Source organism: Nannocystis exedens, from assembly GCF_002343915.1.
GTDB classification, from domain to species: Bacteria; Myxococcota_A; Polyangia; order Nannocystales; family Nannocystaceae; genus Nannocystis; species Nannocystis exedens.
Map to the genome: position 1 here is coordinate 2168046 of NZ_NETK01000001.1, position 15242 is coordinate 2183287.

A 15242-nucleotide genomic window follows, 5' to 3' on the forward strand; every position below is an offset into this window, starting at 1 on the left:
CGCGATCGACTTCGAGGAGCCACGACCATGCGAATCATCATCGACGAGAACAAGTGCTGCGGGGCCGGCCAGTGCGTGCTGATCGCGCCCCGGGTGTTCGACCAGCGGGACGACGGCATCGTGATCCTGCTCGACGAGGCGCCCCCGAAGGAGCTGCACGCCGCCGTCCGCGAAGCGGCGTGCGTGTGCCCCGGCGCCGCCATCGCCCTCGAAGAGCGCCCGTGACGCTCGACGTGGCGGCCCGGCGCTCGGGGGCATGTCCCCGGGACGCCGGGCCCGCCCGGGGCGCGAGAGCGAGCTCGCGCGGGCGCACAGGAGCGAGCAGAGCCGCTCCGCGACGCGCCGCCAAAAAAATTGGCTCTTCAGGGTTGAGGGTGGCGCAGGTTGCGCGCGAAATCGCGCCGTGATATCGTGCGCGAAATGGCAGAGACCGAACTCTACGCCCGAATTCTCGGTATCGAGGCTCCCTGGAGAGTTGCTGCGGTGAAGCTGCAGCTCGGGCAGGGGCAGATCGTCATCGAGGTCGAGCACGACCCCGATGTGCCGACGACGTGCCCGGAGTGTGGCCAGGCTGTTCCCCGTCACGATACGCGGACTCGCCGATGGCGGCACCTCGATACGTGTCAGTATCGGACGATCATCGAAGCCGGCGTACCGCGGACGTCGTGCCCGAAGCACGGTACGCTCACGATGCGCGTCTCATGGGCGGACGGTAGCGCTCGGCTCACCGCGCTGTTCGAGGCGCTCGTGATCGACTGGCTCCGCGATGCGCCGATTGCAGTGGTCGCGGAGCGCCTCGGGCTCTCGTGGGATCAGGTCGCCGGCGTCCAGGAGCGTGCAGTACAACGCGGACTCGAGCGCCGCGAGGTCGCGCTGCCGGAGATGCTCGCCGTCGACGAGACCTCCTTCCAGCGGCGCCACGAGTACGTCACGATCGTGCATGACCCGAAGTCCGCCAGCAAGCGGGTCATCCACGTCGCCGACGGACGCGGCAAGGGGGCCCTCAAGGGCTTCCTGAGCGGCTTTTCGCGCCCAGAGAGGGCTGCGGTCTCCGTGGTCGTCATGGACATGCACGAGCCCTACATTCAAGCTGTCCGCGAGGCCATCCCCGATGGCGACGCGAAGATCGCCTTCGACAAGTACCACGTCGCCGCGCGCCTCGGTCAAGCCGTCGACCACGTGCGACGCGAGGAACACCGCGCTCTCCACGGCCTCGGCGACAACCGGCTCAAGGGCACCAAGTACCTCTGGCTGCGCAACCCCGAACGGATGAGCAAGGAGGTCTGGGACGACTTCGAGGCGCTGCGGACGAGCTCGCTGCGGACGGCCCGCGCGTGGGCGCTCAAGGAGGCGGCGATGGAGGTCTGGGAGCACACCTCGCCGAGCAACATGCGGGACCAATGGGGCATGTGGTACGATTGGGCTATCCGCTCTCGCCTGGAGCCGATGAAGGCCGCCGCGCGCATGGTCAAAAATCACCTCGGCGGCATCATCCATGCAGCCACCGAACGGATCACCAACGCCTCTGCCGAGGGCCTTAACTCGGTCATCCAGAAGCTCAAGTACGTCGCCCGCGGCTTCCGTAACCGCGACCGCTTCCGAGCTGCGATCTACTTCCACCTCGGCGGCCTCGACCTCTATCCTGCCGGGATCACGCGCTGAGTCAGCGGTATCCACCACAAACCCTGAAGAGCCAAAAAATTTCGGACCGTGTCGATCCTGCGGGCCCTCGTTCGACGTGCCAGTGGAACCGGGCAAGGAGGAGAGACATGGTCATGAAGCACATCGCGATCGCCGCGTGTCTGTGGATCGCCGCGTGCGAGCGCGGACAGGACGAGCCGACGGCGTACGAGGACATGAATTTCGCGCAGCGCCACGCGTTCATGAGCGAGGTCGTCATGCCGCAGATGAAGGAGACCTTCGTCGAGTTCGACGCGAAGTACGAGAGCATGAGCTGCGCGACCTGCCACGGCGACGGCGCGAGCGACGGCTCGTTCGCGATGCCGAGCCCGCAGCTGCCCCTGATCCCCGCGACCGAGGAGGAGTTCCTCGAGTACCTCGAAGACCCGGAGCACTTGCGGTGGAGCGAATTCATGGGCGAGCGGGTCTGGCCCGAGATGGCCGAGCTGCTCGAGGTGCCGGTCTACGACCCGAAGACCGCCCCCGACGGCTTCTCGTGCACCCACTGTCACATGGTCGAGGGGCAGCTCTGACCCCCTTTGTGAAGCCGCAGGGCGCGAGCGTCAGCACCGCTGAGGTTCCGCGTGTCGCGGTACGCGAGCGCCGGCGGGCCTCTTCTCGCGAATGTGACGACGACCACCGGCCCGGCGTGATCGGCGGCCGCTGGCCCTCCGGCCGCGCTTGTGCATCGGCGCCGGGGTGGTACCGATCGGAAGGCGATGTCGGAGCATGCAGCGGTTCGGGTGCGCGCCATGACGCGCGTGATGAGCGGTTTGTGGCTGGCGCTATGCGCAGCCTGTACCCGCGAGCCGCTCCCCGACGACGAGCCCGCGGCCTCCGGCGCAGCCACTTCCCAGACCCTCGACGAATCGCCGTCCGACGCCCCGAATGGCGGCACCACCGAGGCCGGCGCCCCCACGCCTGATCCTGGCGATACCACCGATCTCTCCGCCGGCTCCACCGCCAGCGGCGACGTCGACCACGCGACCTCCGGCGGCTCGTCCGGCACCACCTCCGGGGAGCCGGACGGCGATGGCAGCACCATCGATGCGCCCGACGAGCCCGGGCCGCTCACCCCGGGTCCCGATCCGCCGCTGCCGCTCGATCCGCTGTGCGGCGACGGCACCCTCGATCCCGGCGAGGCCTGCGACGACGGCAACCACGCCCCCGCGGACGGCTGTTTGCCCGATTGCAGCGAGGGCATGGGGACCATGCTGCCGCCCGTGTGGAAGCAAGAGCCGCCCTCGTGGGCCAGCCAGCTCGTGATCCTCGACGGCGCTGCTCGGCGCCGCGAGCGACGCCTTCGTCCTCGGCGGCCAGACGTACGAGGGACCGCCGCAGCTCGAGCTGAGGCCGATGCTCCCGGACGGGCCGACGCCGTGGTCGCACGTCGACCTCGCGAACCGGCGCCTCGTCGCGCTCGAGCTGGCGGGCAACGGCGACATCCTCGTCGGCGGCGTCGAGTACGAGCCGGTCCCGGACGAGCCGCCGAAGCTCTGGCTCGCTCGTCTGGCTCCGACCGGCTCCGTGGTGTGGTCCTCGACGTATGCCTCGGACCTCGACGATCACGACGTGTCGTCGATCCAGCTCGCCTCCACGCCCGGCGGCGACATCGTCGCGGTGCGTCCCGCCCATTTGCGGGCCGTCGACGCCGCGGGCGAGACGCTGTGGCTCCGCGCCGCGCCCGAGGGCGACGCGTGGTCCGTCGACTATCGCGACGTCGCCGTCGACGCGCAGGGGCGAATCTTTATCGGCGGGGATCGCGGGCACGGCGATGCGGCGAGCCGTGCCGTCTACCTCGAAGCGCTCGCGCCCGACGGCGCGCTGCTGTGGCAGACCTCGCTGAAATCGCCGGCGTACGGCGCGACCTCGGCCCCGAGCCTCATGGTCGACCCCGCCGGGTCCGTCCTGGTCGCCATGCAGCTCTCGGACAGCCCCGACGAGACGGGCGGCGGAGCGGTGGCGGCCTACGACGCCGCCGGCGCGCTCCAGTGGTGGCGCAGCAGCCCGGGCACCACCCGCGCGATCCCCGGAGCGTTCGTGCCCGCGCCGAACGGCGGCTTCTTCGTCGACTGGGACTTCATGGGCGACGACTCCGGCAGCTCGTCGGTCGCCCGCTACGACGCGGAAGGCGCCCGTCTTTACGAGCTCGACCAGGTCGAGGGCTGGGTCCTGGACTTCCGCGCCGGCCCGGACGGCCGGTTTTACAGCCTCGAGACCAGCGAGTGGGAGGACGACGAGGGGCGCTACGTCGTCCCGCACCTGCCGTGATCGCGGCCTGGCCTTCCGCACCGCGGCGACCTCGAAAGCTCGGTCACCGAGCTCGGCCGCCGCCGACTGTCCGCGGTGAAAATGAAACGATACGAGCCGGTGGCCCGCGGGGGCGACCGGCTCGTGGTCGGGGTCATGAGGGGCTCGAGGCAATCACATCAGCTGGCGGCGCGCGAACTCCGAGCGGAGCTTGCGCAGCGCCTGCTCCTGCAGCTGACGGATGCGCTCGCGCGACAGCGAGTAGTTGGCGCCGATCTCCTTGAGGGTGAGCTCGGGCTCGCCGTCCATGCCGACGCGCTTGCGGAGGATGTCGGCCTCCATCGGCGACAGCTTCTCGAACACCTCGAGCAGCGCGTCCTGCAGCAGCGCCGAGTCCATCAGCTCGTACGGCGCGGCCTGGCTGGAATCGACGAGGGTGTCGGCGAGGGTGCTCTCGCCGTCGCGGGTGGCCGGCAGCGACAGGCTCAGCGGCTGGTCGATCAGCGACCAGCTCATCCGCTGGATCCGCTCCATGCTGATGCCGGTGGCCGACGACAGCTCCTCGTCGGTCGGGGTGCGGCCGTACATCACCTCGTACTCGCGGCGGGCGCGGTTGACCTTCTTGCAGGCGTCGATCATGTGCAGCGGCAGGCGGACGCTGCGGTCGGTGTCGACGATCGCGCGGGTGATGGCGTAGCGGATCCACCAGGCGGCGTAGGTGGCGAAGCGGCAGCCGCGGGAGGGGTCGAAGCGATCGACGGCCTTCATCAGGCCGATGTTGCCGTCCTGGATGAGGTCCTGCAGCGGGATCGCGCTGCGGGCGAAGCGGCGGGCGATGGCGACGACGAGGCGCAGGTTGCTGCGCACGAACGCGTTCTTGGCCAGCATCACCGCGTTGTGGGCCTTGCGGGCGGCGGTGACGTAGCGGACGAAGGGGGCGCTGTCGCGGTAGGGCGGCTTGACCTTCATGTTGGTGGCGACGTTGCGGTCGCCCTCGAGGCCGCTGAGGTCGGCGAGGATCGAGTCGGCGACGACGCTGTCGACGTCGGCGAACACCAGGCGCTCGATCAGGGCGTTGCGCGCGGCGTTGAAGGCCTCCTCGTGGCTCTTCAGCACGCGGTCGCGGAGCGCCCGCGAGGTCTTCTCGACCGCCTCGAGCAGGGCCGGCGGGACCGCCTCGGCCGACAGGCGCTCGGCGATCAGGGCGCAGATCGCCGACACGAACGGCGGGTAGCTCAGGAAGGCGACCCACATCGCCTTGCGCAGCTCGACCAGGCGCGTGGCCGCAGCCATCTCCTCGTCCTTCCCCATCACCGTGACATCGGCCAGCTCGCGGAAGTACCGCGCGGTCGTCGCACCACCCATCGGCGCCGCAGTGAAGGTGCAATCATTCCCGGAGTTGGTGATTCGATTGAGCATTGTGGACCCCTCGTCTGACCTCCAATAGATTCGCAATGATCAGATAAAGAGGACGTAAAGAAGTGGGCTCATCCGCATCAAAATCCCGTAAAGAACAGCGTTAACTGCGGCATATGCGCGGTTTTTCTTCGACTTTACTCGACTTTGTCCGACTGAGACCGCGTTTCGTGGCGACCAAAAATAGGGCTAAAACCGAAATCGACATCAGGTAAAATACTAAAAACAATCTGTAAATGCATCGACATGCATGCCGAAGCGACGGAGCGCTCGCGGAGGCGAGCTGCGAGTCGATACATTCTCAACATCATCGCGCTCTGCCCGCCGCCGGCGCCGTCACCACGGCGCTCCGCCGTGACGCCGATCTCGACGCGACCGACGCCGGGTCCGTGGCTCCGTGGGTGCACCGGCTGCACGTGCACGTCGGGCGTCGGCTGCGACGCAGCCCTCGTCTGCGAGCTCCACGTCCGCGTCGAGGCTTCGCCACGGCACGCCCGCCTCGAGCGCGAGGCCGGCCGCCTTCGCTCGCTCGGCGCGGCGCACTTCTCGAGACGGCGCCGCAGGCCCGCGGGTCGGCTCGTCGGCCAGCATCTCCACGGCTGCGATCGCCACGGGCATGCACGCCCGCGGCGGCGGCTCCACGTGCGCTCGCCCTGAGGGCACTCGACCTCGTTCGACGGCGACGCTCTCGCGGCAGCAGAGCGCTCGCGTGCGGGAGGGCACCTCTGGGCGCCCGCGAGGCGCCCGTGGGCGCCCCTGGGCCCGGGACACGGGCCGGCCGGGTCGAGCCGAGATGGAAGGGTGACATCGATTCACGTCGCCATGTCGACGCTGCCATCCCGAGGGCCGACTGAACGCGGCCGCAGATCGATCCGCGCGCAGCCAGCCCTTCGAAGCGCCGGCCCGGGAGGACAATGACGTCCCCGAAACGTCGAAACCCCGAAAGACGCTGCGTGCGCCGCTGAGGGGCCCCGGCCGCGCCTGCGCCGGCGCAGGTGCCCGATTCGACGCGGCAGCGCGAATGTGAAGACGGCCGGTCGTCCGGCATGTCCGGCTCACGGCTGTCAGGGGGCGGCACCCGGCGGCGACGATGTTCCTGGACCCCCACCAATGCGCGAGTGAAATGCTCACAAGGCGCCCATGGGCGCCCACGGGCGCCCGAACGGCCACGACGACGCAAAGCCCGGGTTGACGCCTTGCGCCCGTGCTCGGTAGGTTCTTCGCATGTCGATCACCACGGTCTTGGCGAGCCGGGGCGTCCGAACCGCGAGCGATATGCGGTCACGCTCTCCTCGCAACCGGGAAGGCGGAGATAACATGTACAAGAGGACATATCACTGCGTCATCGCCGCGGCGCTCGCCTTCGCCGCGGCTTGCGACCAGGGCGAGCCGGCGGACGCCGCCGACGACGAGGTCGCGCTGCGGCCGTACGCGTGCCCGACCTGGAAGTGCGGCTTCAACTCGGCCGAGGTCAACGGCAGATCGATCCGCGAGCTCAACCTCGACGGCGCCGCCAACGGCGACGGCGTGCGGATCGTCGGCTTTTTGGCGCCCGCCGGGCTGCTCGGCAACTATCGCCTCGAGGTCGAGCACGACGCCCTCGTCGCCCGCAACCCGAGCGGTCAGACCCTGCGCGGCGCGCAGCTGATCGGGGCGACGATCCTGGTCCAGGGGCCGGGTCTCCTGTCGTTGCCCGTGCCGATCACGGTGCTCGGCTACCAGGAGATCGACTCGTGGGCCGAGGGCGCGCCGAAGGTGCCGACCTACGCGCTGCTCTACCCCGATCTGGCGGCGCTGCTCGGCCTGCGCAACGTCTGCAGCGGGAACCTGCTCGACACCCTCGCCAGCGCGGCGACGGTGATCGGCGGCGAGACCTACGACCTCGACGACAAGACGGTGAACCCCGGCCGCTCGCGCTGGCTGACGATCGCCTGCGCCGGCTCGGCCGCCGCGAAGATGCGCCTGCTCGGCTACGGCCCGCAGTCGAGCGCGACCACCCCGGCGCAGCGGCAGGCGACGCTCAAGATGGTGACCGCCGACTACTGCGGCGGCGGCGAGAGCTACACGCAGAACGGCACCGAGGTCCACTGGGCCAACGCCGAGGGCACGGTCGCGCCCGAAACGTTCGCCGAGCTCGGCGAGCTCGAGGCGGTGTGGACCGAGGACGGCGCGCTGTGCCTCGGCAGCCCGCGGATCGCCGGCACCCTCGTCGACTGCGGCCTGCCGAGCTGCGCCGGCCTGTCGCTCGACGAGGGCGAGTGGGTCACCTACGCCGCGGAGCCTTGAGCGCGCGAGCAAGCTCGTCGCGCGTCGTCGACGGTGGCCGACCGAGCACGAGGGCGCCTCGTGCCCCGGGCACGCCGGCCGCGACGACGTAGACGAAGGCGGGCGGTGCTCGCAATGGCGGCAGTGACGACGAAGTCTCCACCCACGATGTCCCGATGATCGCCGGATCCCCGCGACCTCGCAGCAATTGCCCCGGAACGCTCCTGCCTCGGCATCGCATGCGAACAGGCAGGGAGAGAGCGGGGTGAAGAGTTGCGCCCTCCTCGCACCTGACGCAGCCGCGCGGCTATCGCCATGCGCGTTGGAGAGCGCGCGCGCTGGAACACGTTACTCGCCAGCGCGCAGAGCGCTCCCACCTGCTCGCACCGAGCGCCGCGCCGGACCGGCCCACGAGGGCCCTTCGGCCCTCACGTTGTTGCAACTGGACAAAAATGTCGGTAGTTTCGCCGAATGTCGTCTCACGACGGTCCCTCCGATCGCGCTGGCGAGTCCTCCACGGACGCATTGCGACAGCGGATCGCGGAGCTGGAGCGACAGGTCGTCGAGCAGCAACGTACGATCGAGGCGCTGCGCGAGGCGAACGCGTGGAACCTCGACGACCACGACGCGCAGCAATCGTTGCTCCGCCTCATCGATTGTAGCTCCGACTTCATCGGCATCGCCGACATGGAGGGCCACGCCCTCTACGTCAACGCGGCCGGGCGAGAGCTGGTCGGGCTCTCGAGCATGGAAGAGGCGAAGCGCACCCTCGTCCAGAGCTACTTCGATCCGGCGGATCTGCCTTATGTGCAGGAGACGATCCTGCCGATCGTCCTGCGCACCGGTCAATGGGCGGGTGAATTCCGCTTCCGTCACATCGGGACGGGAGCGACGATCCCTGTCCATTACAGCCTCTTCCTCGCCAAGAACGCGAAGAACGAGCCGATCGGGCTGGCCACGATCACGCGCGACCTGCGGTCGATGAAGCGCGCCGAAGAGGAGCGGCAGCGGCTGCAGGAGGAGATCATCCGGGTCCAGGCGACCACGCTGGCCGAGCTGTCGACTCCGCTCATTCCGATCAGCGACCGCGTGGTGGTGATGCCGCTCATCGGCCAGGTCGACGAGACGCGGGCCAAGCAGGTGCTGGAGACCCTGCTGGACGGCATCAGCAAGCGGAGGGCCGCGATCGCCATCCTCGACGTGACCGGGGTGTCGATGGTCGACTCGGCGGTGGCGAACGGGCTCGTCCAGGCCGCGCGGGCGGTCCGCCTGCTCGGCGCCCAGGTCGTACTCACGGGCATCCGTCCCGAGGTCGCCGGGACCCTGGTGGGCCTGGGCCTGGGCCTCGACGGGCTGGTCGTGCGCGGCACGCTGCAGAGCGGCATCGCGTTCGCCATGGAGAGCGGCTGACTGGGCGCCGCCGAGGTGGCATCCTCGGCGCCTGCCTGCATGAGCCGCAACTTCCACAACCTGCACGTCCATGCCCCGACCGAGCGGCAGCGCGAGCGCGTCGTCCGGGCGGTGCTCGCGTACGCGAAGAAAACCGGCTACGAACGGGTCGCGCGCACCCGCGGTGCCGACCGGGTGATCCGCCTCGGCGGCCGCGCGCCGTGGCTGACGATCGAGGACGACGGCCACGAGGCCGGGGCGCTCGCCGACGCGGTGTCGACGGCGACGAAGCTGCCGGTGCTCGAGGCCTACTGCGAGGCGAGCGCGATCGTGTGGCTCGGCCTCCTCGCCGAGGGCAAGCGCGCCGGCGGATGGGGGTCCGGCGCCCGGCGGGGCCCCGCAAAGCGGCTGGTGGCGCCGCTGCTGGCCAAGGGCACGCCGGCCGAGCTGACGAAGGCGTTCGCGGACGGGCTGATCCAGATCTTCCCCGAGACGGCGCTGGAGGTCGCGGCCCAGCGCTTCGGCCTGCCCGTCGCGCAGATGTTCGGCGACCGGGCGCTGCGCGGCACGACCCTCGCGCTGCGCCGCAAGCAGCCGGTCTGGACGCCGCAGTACCGCGAGGGCGCGCCGGCGTTCGCGATCGGCTGGGGCAGCAATCGCGGCTGGGGGTGCCGGCACCTCGTCTTCGTGGGCCAGACCTGCGAGCACCGCGTGCAGATCGGCTCGGTCGGCGGGCCCGGACGCGGCCTGTCGATCCGCCTGACCGGCAGCGCCGTCGAGCAGGGCTTCGTCGAGGTCGTGTCCTGCTCGCACGAGGCGCTGAAGCTCGTCCCCGCGGGCCCGCACACCTGGGTCGACGCGAGGGCGGCGATCCCGGCGGGGCTCGTCGAAGCCCCCGACATGTTCGCCATGGGTCGCCGCGAGGCCAGCAAGGCGCGGGAGATCGAGCGCAGGTCGGAAGGGTGGCTCGCCGTCGTCTATCGGACGCTCAAGGAAGGCGAGTGCGAGCTGGTCGCGGAGGTCACGAGCGGCGCCTCGCGGTCGACCGGCGAGCTCGAATTGATGGTGATGTGGCAGCCGTGGCGGCCGAGCGCGACGCGCGAGCACGTCGACACGCACACCCTGTTCTTGATGCACCGCCGCGAGCACGTCAGCGCGCACGTCACCCTGCGCGGGTCGCTCGCGGAGGCGTGGGCGTGGGCCCGGCCGCACGTCGAGGCGTGGAGCGCCGCGCACGAGGACGAGTTTCTGCGCGTCCTGCGCGACGACGAGGTCGTGCTGCACGAGCGCACCGAGGGCAGCCGGCCGCCGTTCGACCGCGTCGCCGCCCTGTTCCCCGGCCCGACGACCCCGTTTCAGGTCAAGGGCGGCAGCTACCTGTTCGGCACCTTCGGCTACGCCCCGTGGCAGATGGACCCGCGCGACCGGCTCGTCGTCGAGCTCGTGCTCGCGGGTGCCGACCCCGAATGCGAGCACGCCGAGGACCTGCGCCGCCTCGAGGCGATCTGCGACGAGGCGATCCGCGCCGGCGTGTCGACCTCGGCGCTCGTCGAAATGCACCGCTACCGCCCCGACGACAAGACGCGCTGGGAGCACATCACCGTCCGCGACGACGGGCCGCTCAAGTTGGCGGCCTGGCACGAGACCCACGTCCGCGGGGTCGACCGGCGGCTCTGGATGTCGGCCGACCACGCCGCGCGCCTCGATCGCGCCGCCCTGCCCGACTCCTTCACGGTGACCGAGCTCGGCGGCGGGATCCGCCTGCAGATGAGCGACGATCGCCCGCGCCGCGAGCTCGAGCCGCTGGTCGCAGCGCTCGGCTCGCTCGTGCCGTCGACGCCCGAGGTCGAACGCTGGGTCGCCGAGCGCGCGGCCCCGCCGGCATCGACCGCGTAGGCCCGGCGGCGTCGCGCGCTGCCGGGACACCTGGCTGAAAGGCCAGGAACGCGGCGGCCCGGAGCTCGCATCGATCACCGCCCCGTCGGCTCCCGGCGCGCCTCGACGTTGTCCTGCTCGCGGAGCGCCACGCGCGAGCCGCGGGCCCTCCGGCGTGCGGCACGAGGAGGAGCATGGGCTCCTGCCCCCCTGTTCTGCCCGCTTTGGCGGCCCATTCGGCTGCTTGACAACCCATAAGCATCGGCTTATAAGTCAGCCATGCAGAGCGCGGCCGTGCTCGAGGACAAGATCTTCCAGGCGCTGGCGGACCCCAGTCGCCGGGCGATCTTCGAGTCGCTCACGCGTGGCGAGGCGGCGGTGAAGGACCTCACCGCGCGCTTCGACATCTCGCAGCCGGCCGTCTCGCAGCACCTCGCGACGTTGAAAGATGCCGGCCTGGTGAACGGCCGGCGGGAGGGGCGTTGTGTCTACTATCGGGTGGAGCCGCGGGGGATGAAGCCGCTCATCGACTGGATCGCACACTACCGTGCCTTCTGGACGGAGCACGTCGATCGCCTTGACCAACTGTTGAAGAGAATGGATCAATGACCCTCACCGACAAGACCGCACCCTCGCAGCGCGAGTCCCTCTCGTTCGAGTTCGAGTTGAATCATGCGCCGGAGAAGGTCTGGCGGGCGCTGACCGACCCCGTCCTGCTCGCGGAGTGGCTGCTGCCCGTCATCGGCTTCGAGCTCGCGCCGGGGACGGACTTCACGTTCAAGACGCAGCCGTACCCCGGTTGGGACGGCACCGTGAACTGCCGGATCCTCGAGGTCGAGGCGCCGCGGAAGATCAGCTACACCTGGACCGTCCCGTTCCTCGACACCGTCGTCACCTTCACGCTCGCGCCCACCGCGTCGGGCACCCGCCTGTCGCTCGTGCAGTCGGGCTTCAAGCCGGACCAGAAGCAGGAATTCGGCGGTGCGCGCTACGGCTGGAAGATGATGGGCGAGAAGCTCATCGAGCTGCTCGACAAGACCGAGTGATTCGGTCGAGGCCTCCGACCTGCTCGCCGCGGCGCCCTCGCGCGCGGCGAGCCGGACGTCCTCCCGACAGTGGTTGCACAGTATTCGTAGGTGTGCCCGATTCGCCTCGGGCCCGTTTCCTCCCAGGAGATCCCAATGAATTGGAACAAGTCGATTCGGCAGACCCACCGCTGGCTGTCCATTGCCTTCACGGTGGCCGTCCTCATCAACATCGCCGCCATGGGGCAGGAGCAGCCCGCCGTCTGGGTGGGCCTCTTGGCCCTGTTCCCCCTCATCTTGCTGCTGCTCAGCGGGCTGTACCTGTTCGTGCTGCCCTACACCGCCAAGGGGCGCGGCGCGTCGGCCCGGTCCCACGGGTGACCCGGGCGCCCGCGGGGCGCTCTTGACAAACCGTCGATACTCAAGGAAATGAGCGCGACCATGGCCGCTTCAAGCCGACACCCCGCCGACACCCACGACCTGATCCGCGTCCAGGGCGCCCGGGAGAACAACCTCAAGGACGTGAGCGTCGAGATCCCCAAGCGGCGGCTGACCGTGTTCACCGGCGTCTCGGGCTCGGGCAAATCGTCGCTGGTGTTCGGCACGATCGCCGCGGAGTCGCAGCGCCTGATCAACGAGACCTACAGCGCGTTCGTGCAGGGCTTCATGCCGACGCTGGCGCGGCCCGAGGTCGACGTCCTGGACGGGCTGACGACCGCGATCATCATCGACCAGGAGCGCATGGGCGCCAACTCCCGCTCGACGGTCGGCACGGCGACCGACGCCAACGCGATGCTGCGGGTGCTGTGGAGCCGCCTCGGCAAGCCGCACATCGGCTCGTCCAACGCCTTCTCCTTCAACGTCCCGTCGGTGCGCGGGGTCGGCGAGATCGAGGTCGAGAAGGGCGCCGGCAAGAAGCCCGAGAAGCGCGTCTTCACCGTCAACGGCGGCATGTGCCCGCGCTGCGAGGGCATGGGGCAGATCTCCGACTTCGACCTGTCCCAGCTGTACGACGACAGCAAGTCGCTCAACCAGGGGGCGCTGACGATCCCCGGCTACAGCATGGAGGGCTGGTACGGCCGGATCTACCGCGGCTGCGGCTTTTTCGACCCGGACAAGCCGATCCGCAAGTACAGCAAGAAAGAGCTGCACGACCTGCTCCACAAGGAGCCGACCAAGATCAAGGTCGAGGGCATCAACCTGACGTACTCGGGGCTGATCCCGGCGATCCAGAAGTCGTTCTTGTCGAAGGACCTCGACGCGATGCAGCCGCACATCCGCGCGTTCGTGGAGCGCGCGGTGACCTTCACCGCCTGCCCCGAGTGCGGCGGTACCCGGCTCAACGAGTCCGCCCGGTCGTCGAAGATCAAGGGGAAGAGCATCGCCGACGCCTGCGCGATGCAGATCAGCGACCTCGCCGAGTGGGTGCGCGGGCTGAACGAGCCGTCGGTCGCGCCGCTGCTGACGAAGCTGCGGCAGACGCTCGACTCGTTCGTCGAGATCGGGCTCGGCTACCTCAGCCTCGACCGACCGTCCGGCACGCTGTCGGGCGGCGAGGCGCAGCGCACCAAGATGATCGGCCACCTCGGGTCGTCGCTCACCGACGTCACCTACGTCTTCGACGAGCCGACGATCGGCCTCCACCCGCACGACATCCAGCGGATGAACAACCTGCTGCTGCGGCTGCGCGACAAGGGCAACACCGTCCTCGTGGTCGAGCACAAGCCGGAGACGATCGCGATCGCCGACCACGTCATCGACCTCGGCCCGCATGCCGGCACCGCCGGCGGGCAGGTGGTCTTTCAGGGCACCGTCGAGGGGCTGCGGGCCAGCGGCACGCTCACCGGGCGGCACCTCAGCGACCGCGTCGCGCTGAAGCCGAAGGTGCGGAGGCCGTCGGGCGTGATGAAGATCCGCGGGGCCCGCACGCACAACCTCAAGAACGTCGACGTCGACATCCCGCTCGGCGTGCTGGTGGTGGTGACCGGCGTGGCCGGGTCGGGCAAGAGCTCGCTGATCCGCGGCTCGGTGTGCGGCCGGGAGGGCGTGGTGTCGGTCGACCAGGCCCCGATCCGCGGCTCGCGGCGGAGCAACCCTGCCACGTACACCGATCTGCTGGAGCCGATCCGCAAGGCCTTCGCCAAGGCCAACGGCGTCAAGCCGGCCCTGTTCAGCGCCAACTCGGAGGGCGCCTGCCCGACCTGCAACGGCGCCGGGGTGATCTACACCGACCTGGCGATGATGGCCGGCGTCACCACCGTGTGCGAGGACTGCGAGGGCCGGCGGTTCCAGGCGTCGGTGCTCGAGTACCGGCTCGGCAAGCTCAACATCGCCGAGGTGCTCGACCTGTCCGTCGAAGAGGCGGTCCGCTTCTTCGGCGCCGGCGAGGCGCGTACGCCGGCCGCGCACGCGATCCTCCAGCGCATGGCCGACGTCGGGCTCGGCTACCTGCGGCTCGGTCAGCCGCTCACCACGCTGTCCGGCGGCGAGCGCCAGCGGCTCAAGCTGGCGACGCACATGGGCGCCGACGGCGGGGTCTACGTGCTCGACGAGCCGACCACCGGGCTGCACCTGGCCGACCTCGAGCAGCTGCTCGGGCTGCTCGATCGGCTGGTCGACTCGGGCAAGTCGGTCCTCGTGATCGAGCACAACCAGGCCGTGATGGCCCACGCCGACTGGATCATCGACCTCGGGCCGGGCGCGGGCCATGACGGCGGGAAGGTCGTGTTCGAAGGCACCCCGACCGACCTGGTCGCGGCGAAGTCGACGCTGACCGGCAAGCACCTGGCAGCATTCGTCGGCAGCCCTGCGAAGGCCGCCGCGGCTCGCTGACCCCGAGCGCGTGAGGGACGCGATGGGCTGGCCCGCCTGCACGGGCCGGCCCGGACGAAGGCGGGAAGTCTTTCGGCGCCGGTCGCTCGACCTGGCGTCCGACGCGCACTGGTGGACTTCGCAGGCGCGATCACAATGCCGGACAGGAAGCCTCTGCCATGTCGTTCGCGCCCGAATACCTCGATCCCGATCACGCGCCGAGACGCGAGCAGCTCGACCAGCGGAGAGGCCTCGTCCTCGTCGAATTCGGCACGGCCTGGTGCGGCTACTGCCAGGCGGCCGCCGCGGGGGTAAGGTCGCTGCTCGAGCGCTACCCCGCGGTCGAGCACGTCAAGGTCGAGGACGGCCCCGGCCGGCCGCTGGGGCGCTCGTTCCGGGTCAAGTTGTGGCCGAACTTCGTGCTCATGCGCGACGGCGCGGTCGTCCATCAGCTCGCGCGGCCCTCGCGGGGCGAGCTCGCGGACGCGTTCCAGCGGTTCGCCGGGTCGGAGGCCGCCGGCGGCTGAGGCT

At 70.0% G+C, this 15242-nt stretch carries 13 protein-coding genes and 1 pseudogene; 13 read left to right on the plus strand and 1 reads right to left on the minus strand.

Going from position 1 to position 15242, the window contains the following annotated elements:
- Nucleotides 1-27: 27 nt before the first annotated feature.
- From NAEX_RS08465 to NAEX_RS08485, 5 genes and pseudogenes are all read left to right on the plus strand, one after another.
- Nucleotides 28-225 carry a ferredoxin gene (locus tag NAEX_RS08465; protein ID WP_096327009.1) on the plus strand — a complete coding sequence of 66 codons (198 nt, stop codon included), beginning with the start codon at nucleotides 28-30 and terminating at the stop codon, nucleotides 223-225.
- 195 nt (nucleotides 226-420) lie between these two features.
- Entirely contained in the window at nucleotides 421-1662 is a 1242-nt protein-coding gene (locus tag NAEX_RS08470) for an ISL3 family transposase (RefSeq protein ID WP_096326274.1), read from the plus strand.
- A 107-nt stretch (nucleotides 1663-1769) separates the two neighbouring features.
- Nucleotides 1770-2213: a hypothetical protein gene (locus NAEX_RS08475; protein ID WP_096327010.1), complete on the plus strand. Its 444-nt coding sequence runs from the start codon at nucleotides 1770-1772 to the stop codon at nucleotides 2211-2213.
- A gap of 231 nt (nucleotides 2214-2444) precedes the next feature.
- A pseudogene (locus NAEX_RS54410) lies at nucleotides 2445-2864 on the plus strand (hypothetical protein); the annotation flags it as partial.
- A 172-nt stretch (nucleotides 2865-3036) separates the two neighbouring features.
- Entirely contained in the window at nucleotides 3037-3951 is a 915-nt protein-coding gene (locus NAEX_RS08485) for a PQQ-binding-like beta-propeller repeat protein (RefSeq protein WP_096327011.1), read from the plus strand.
- 153 nt (nucleotides 3952-4104) lie between these two features.
- Here NAEX_RS08485 and NAEX_RS08490 read toward each other — a convergent pair whose 3' ends face one another.
- Complete coding sequence (locus NAEX_RS08490) at nucleotides 4105-5349, minus strand: sigma-70 family RNA polymerase sigma factor (RefSeq protein WP_096327012.1); 1245 nt, start codon at nucleotides 5347-5349, stop codon at nucleotides 4105-4107.
- Nucleotides 5350-6663: 1314 nt separating this feature from the next.
- Between NAEX_RS08490 and NAEX_RS08495 the strand changes: the two genes are divergently transcribed.
- The 8 genes from NAEX_RS08495 (at nucleotide 6664) to NAEX_RS08530 (ending at nucleotide 15238) form a co-directional block, all read left to right on the plus strand.
- The gene (locus tag NAEX_RS08495) at nucleotides 6664-7632 is read left to right on the plus strand and encodes an ADYC domain-containing protein (RefSeq protein WP_096327013.1); all 969 of its coding nucleotides are present in this window, start codon (nucleotides 6664-6666) and stop codon (nucleotides 7630-7632) included.
- Between the two features lie 504 nt (nucleotides 7633-8136).
- Nucleotides 8137-9021 (plus strand): STAS domain-containing protein, encoded by an 885-nt coding sequence (locus NAEX_RS08500; RefSeq protein WP_170135565.1) that lies wholly within the window; start codon nucleotides 8137-8139, stop codon nucleotides 9019-9021.
- Nucleotides 9022-9060: 39 nt separating this feature from the next.
- Entirely contained in the window at nucleotides 9061-10896 is a 1836-nt protein-coding gene (locus tag NAEX_RS08505) for a hypothetical protein (protein WP_096327015.1), read from the plus strand.
- 258 nt (nucleotides 10897-11154) lie between these two features.
- Nucleotides 11155-11484 carry an ArsR/SmtB family transcription factor gene (locus NAEX_RS08510; RefSeq protein ID WP_096327016.1) on the plus strand — a complete coding sequence of 110 codons (330 nt, stop codon included), beginning with the start codon at nucleotides 11155-11157 and terminating at the stop codon, nucleotides 11482-11484.
- Nucleotides 11481-11921 (plus strand): SRPBCC family protein, encoded by a 441-nt coding sequence (locus tag NAEX_RS08515; protein WP_096327017.1) that lies wholly within the window; start codon nucleotides 11481-11483, stop codon nucleotides 11919-11921. Before NAEX_RS08510 ends, NAEX_RS08515 begins: the two co-directional genes overlap by 4 nt.
- 135 nt (nucleotides 11922-12056) lie before the next feature.
- Nucleotides 12057-12281 carry a hypothetical protein gene (locus NAEX_RS08520; RefSeq protein WP_096327018.1) on the plus strand — a complete coding sequence of 75 codons (225 nt, stop codon included), beginning with the start codon at nucleotides 12057-12059 and terminating at the stop codon, nucleotides 12279-12281.
- A 60-nt stretch (nucleotides 12282-12341) separates the two neighbouring features.
- The gene (locus NAEX_RS08525; RefSeq protein WP_096333554.1) at nucleotides 12342-14732 is read left to right on the plus strand and encodes an ATP-binding cassette domain-containing protein; all 2391 of its coding nucleotides are present in this window, start codon (nucleotides 12342-12344) and stop codon (nucleotides 14730-14732) included.
- 158 nt (nucleotides 14733-14890) lie between these two features.
- Nucleotides 14891-15238 (plus strand): thioredoxin family protein, encoded by a 348-nt coding sequence (locus tag NAEX_RS08530; protein WP_096327019.1) that lies wholly within the window; start codon nucleotides 14891-14893, stop codon nucleotides 15236-15238.
- Nucleotides 15239-15242 lie beyond the last annotated feature (4 nt).

What these genes read in the sequence shown, in the direction of transcription:
- NAEX_RS08465 (WP_096327009.1), top strand. Translation starts at nt 28, where the DNA reads ATGCGAATCATCATCGACGAGAACAAGTGCTGCGGGGCCGGCCAGTGC.
- NAEX_RS08470 (WP_096326274.1), top strand. Translation starts at nt 421, where the DNA reads ATGGCAGAGACCGAACTCTACGCCCGAATTCTCGGTATCGAGGCTCCC.
- NAEX_RS08475 (WP_096327010.1), top strand. Translation starts at nt 1,770, where the DNA reads ATGGTCATGAAGCACATCGCGATCGCCGCGTGTCTGTGGATCGCCGCG.
- NAEX_RS08485 (WP_096327011.1), top strand. Translation starts at nt 3,037, where the DNA reads ATGCTCCCGGACGGGCCGACGCCGTGGTCGCACGTCGACCTCGCGAAC.
- NAEX_RS08490 (WP_096327012.1), bottom strand. Translation starts at nt 5,349, where the DNA reads ATGCTCAATCGAATCACCAACTCCGGGAATGATTGCACCTTCACTGCG.
- NAEX_RS08495 (WP_096327013.1), top strand. Translation starts at nt 6,664, where the DNA reads ATGTACAAGAGGACATATCACTGCGTCATCGCCGCGGCGCTCGCCTTC.
- NAEX_RS08505 (WP_096327015.1), top strand. Translation starts at nt 9,061, where the DNA reads ATGAGCCGCAACTTCCACAACCTGCACGTCCATGCCCCGACCGAGCGG.
- NAEX_RS08510 (WP_096327016.1), top strand. Translation starts at nt 11,155, where the DNA reads ATGCAGAGCGCGGCCGTGCTCGAGGACAAGATCTTCCAGGCGCTGGCG.
- NAEX_RS08515 (WP_096327017.1), top strand. Translation starts at nt 11,481, where the DNA reads ATGACCCTCACCGACAAGACCGCACCCTCGCAGCGCGAGTCCCTCTCG.
- NAEX_RS08520 (WP_096327018.1), top strand. Translation starts at nt 12,057, where the DNA reads ATGAATTGGAACAAGTCGATTCGGCAGACCCACCGCTGGCTGTCCATT.
- NAEX_RS08525 (WP_096333554.1), top strand. Translation starts at nt 12,342, where the DNA reads ATGGCCGCTTCAAGCCGACACCCCGCCGACACCCACGACCTGATCCGC.
- NAEX_RS08530 (WP_096327019.1), top strand. Translation starts at nt 14,891, where the DNA reads ATGTCGTTCGCGCCCGAATACCTCGATCCCGATCACGCGCCGAGACGC.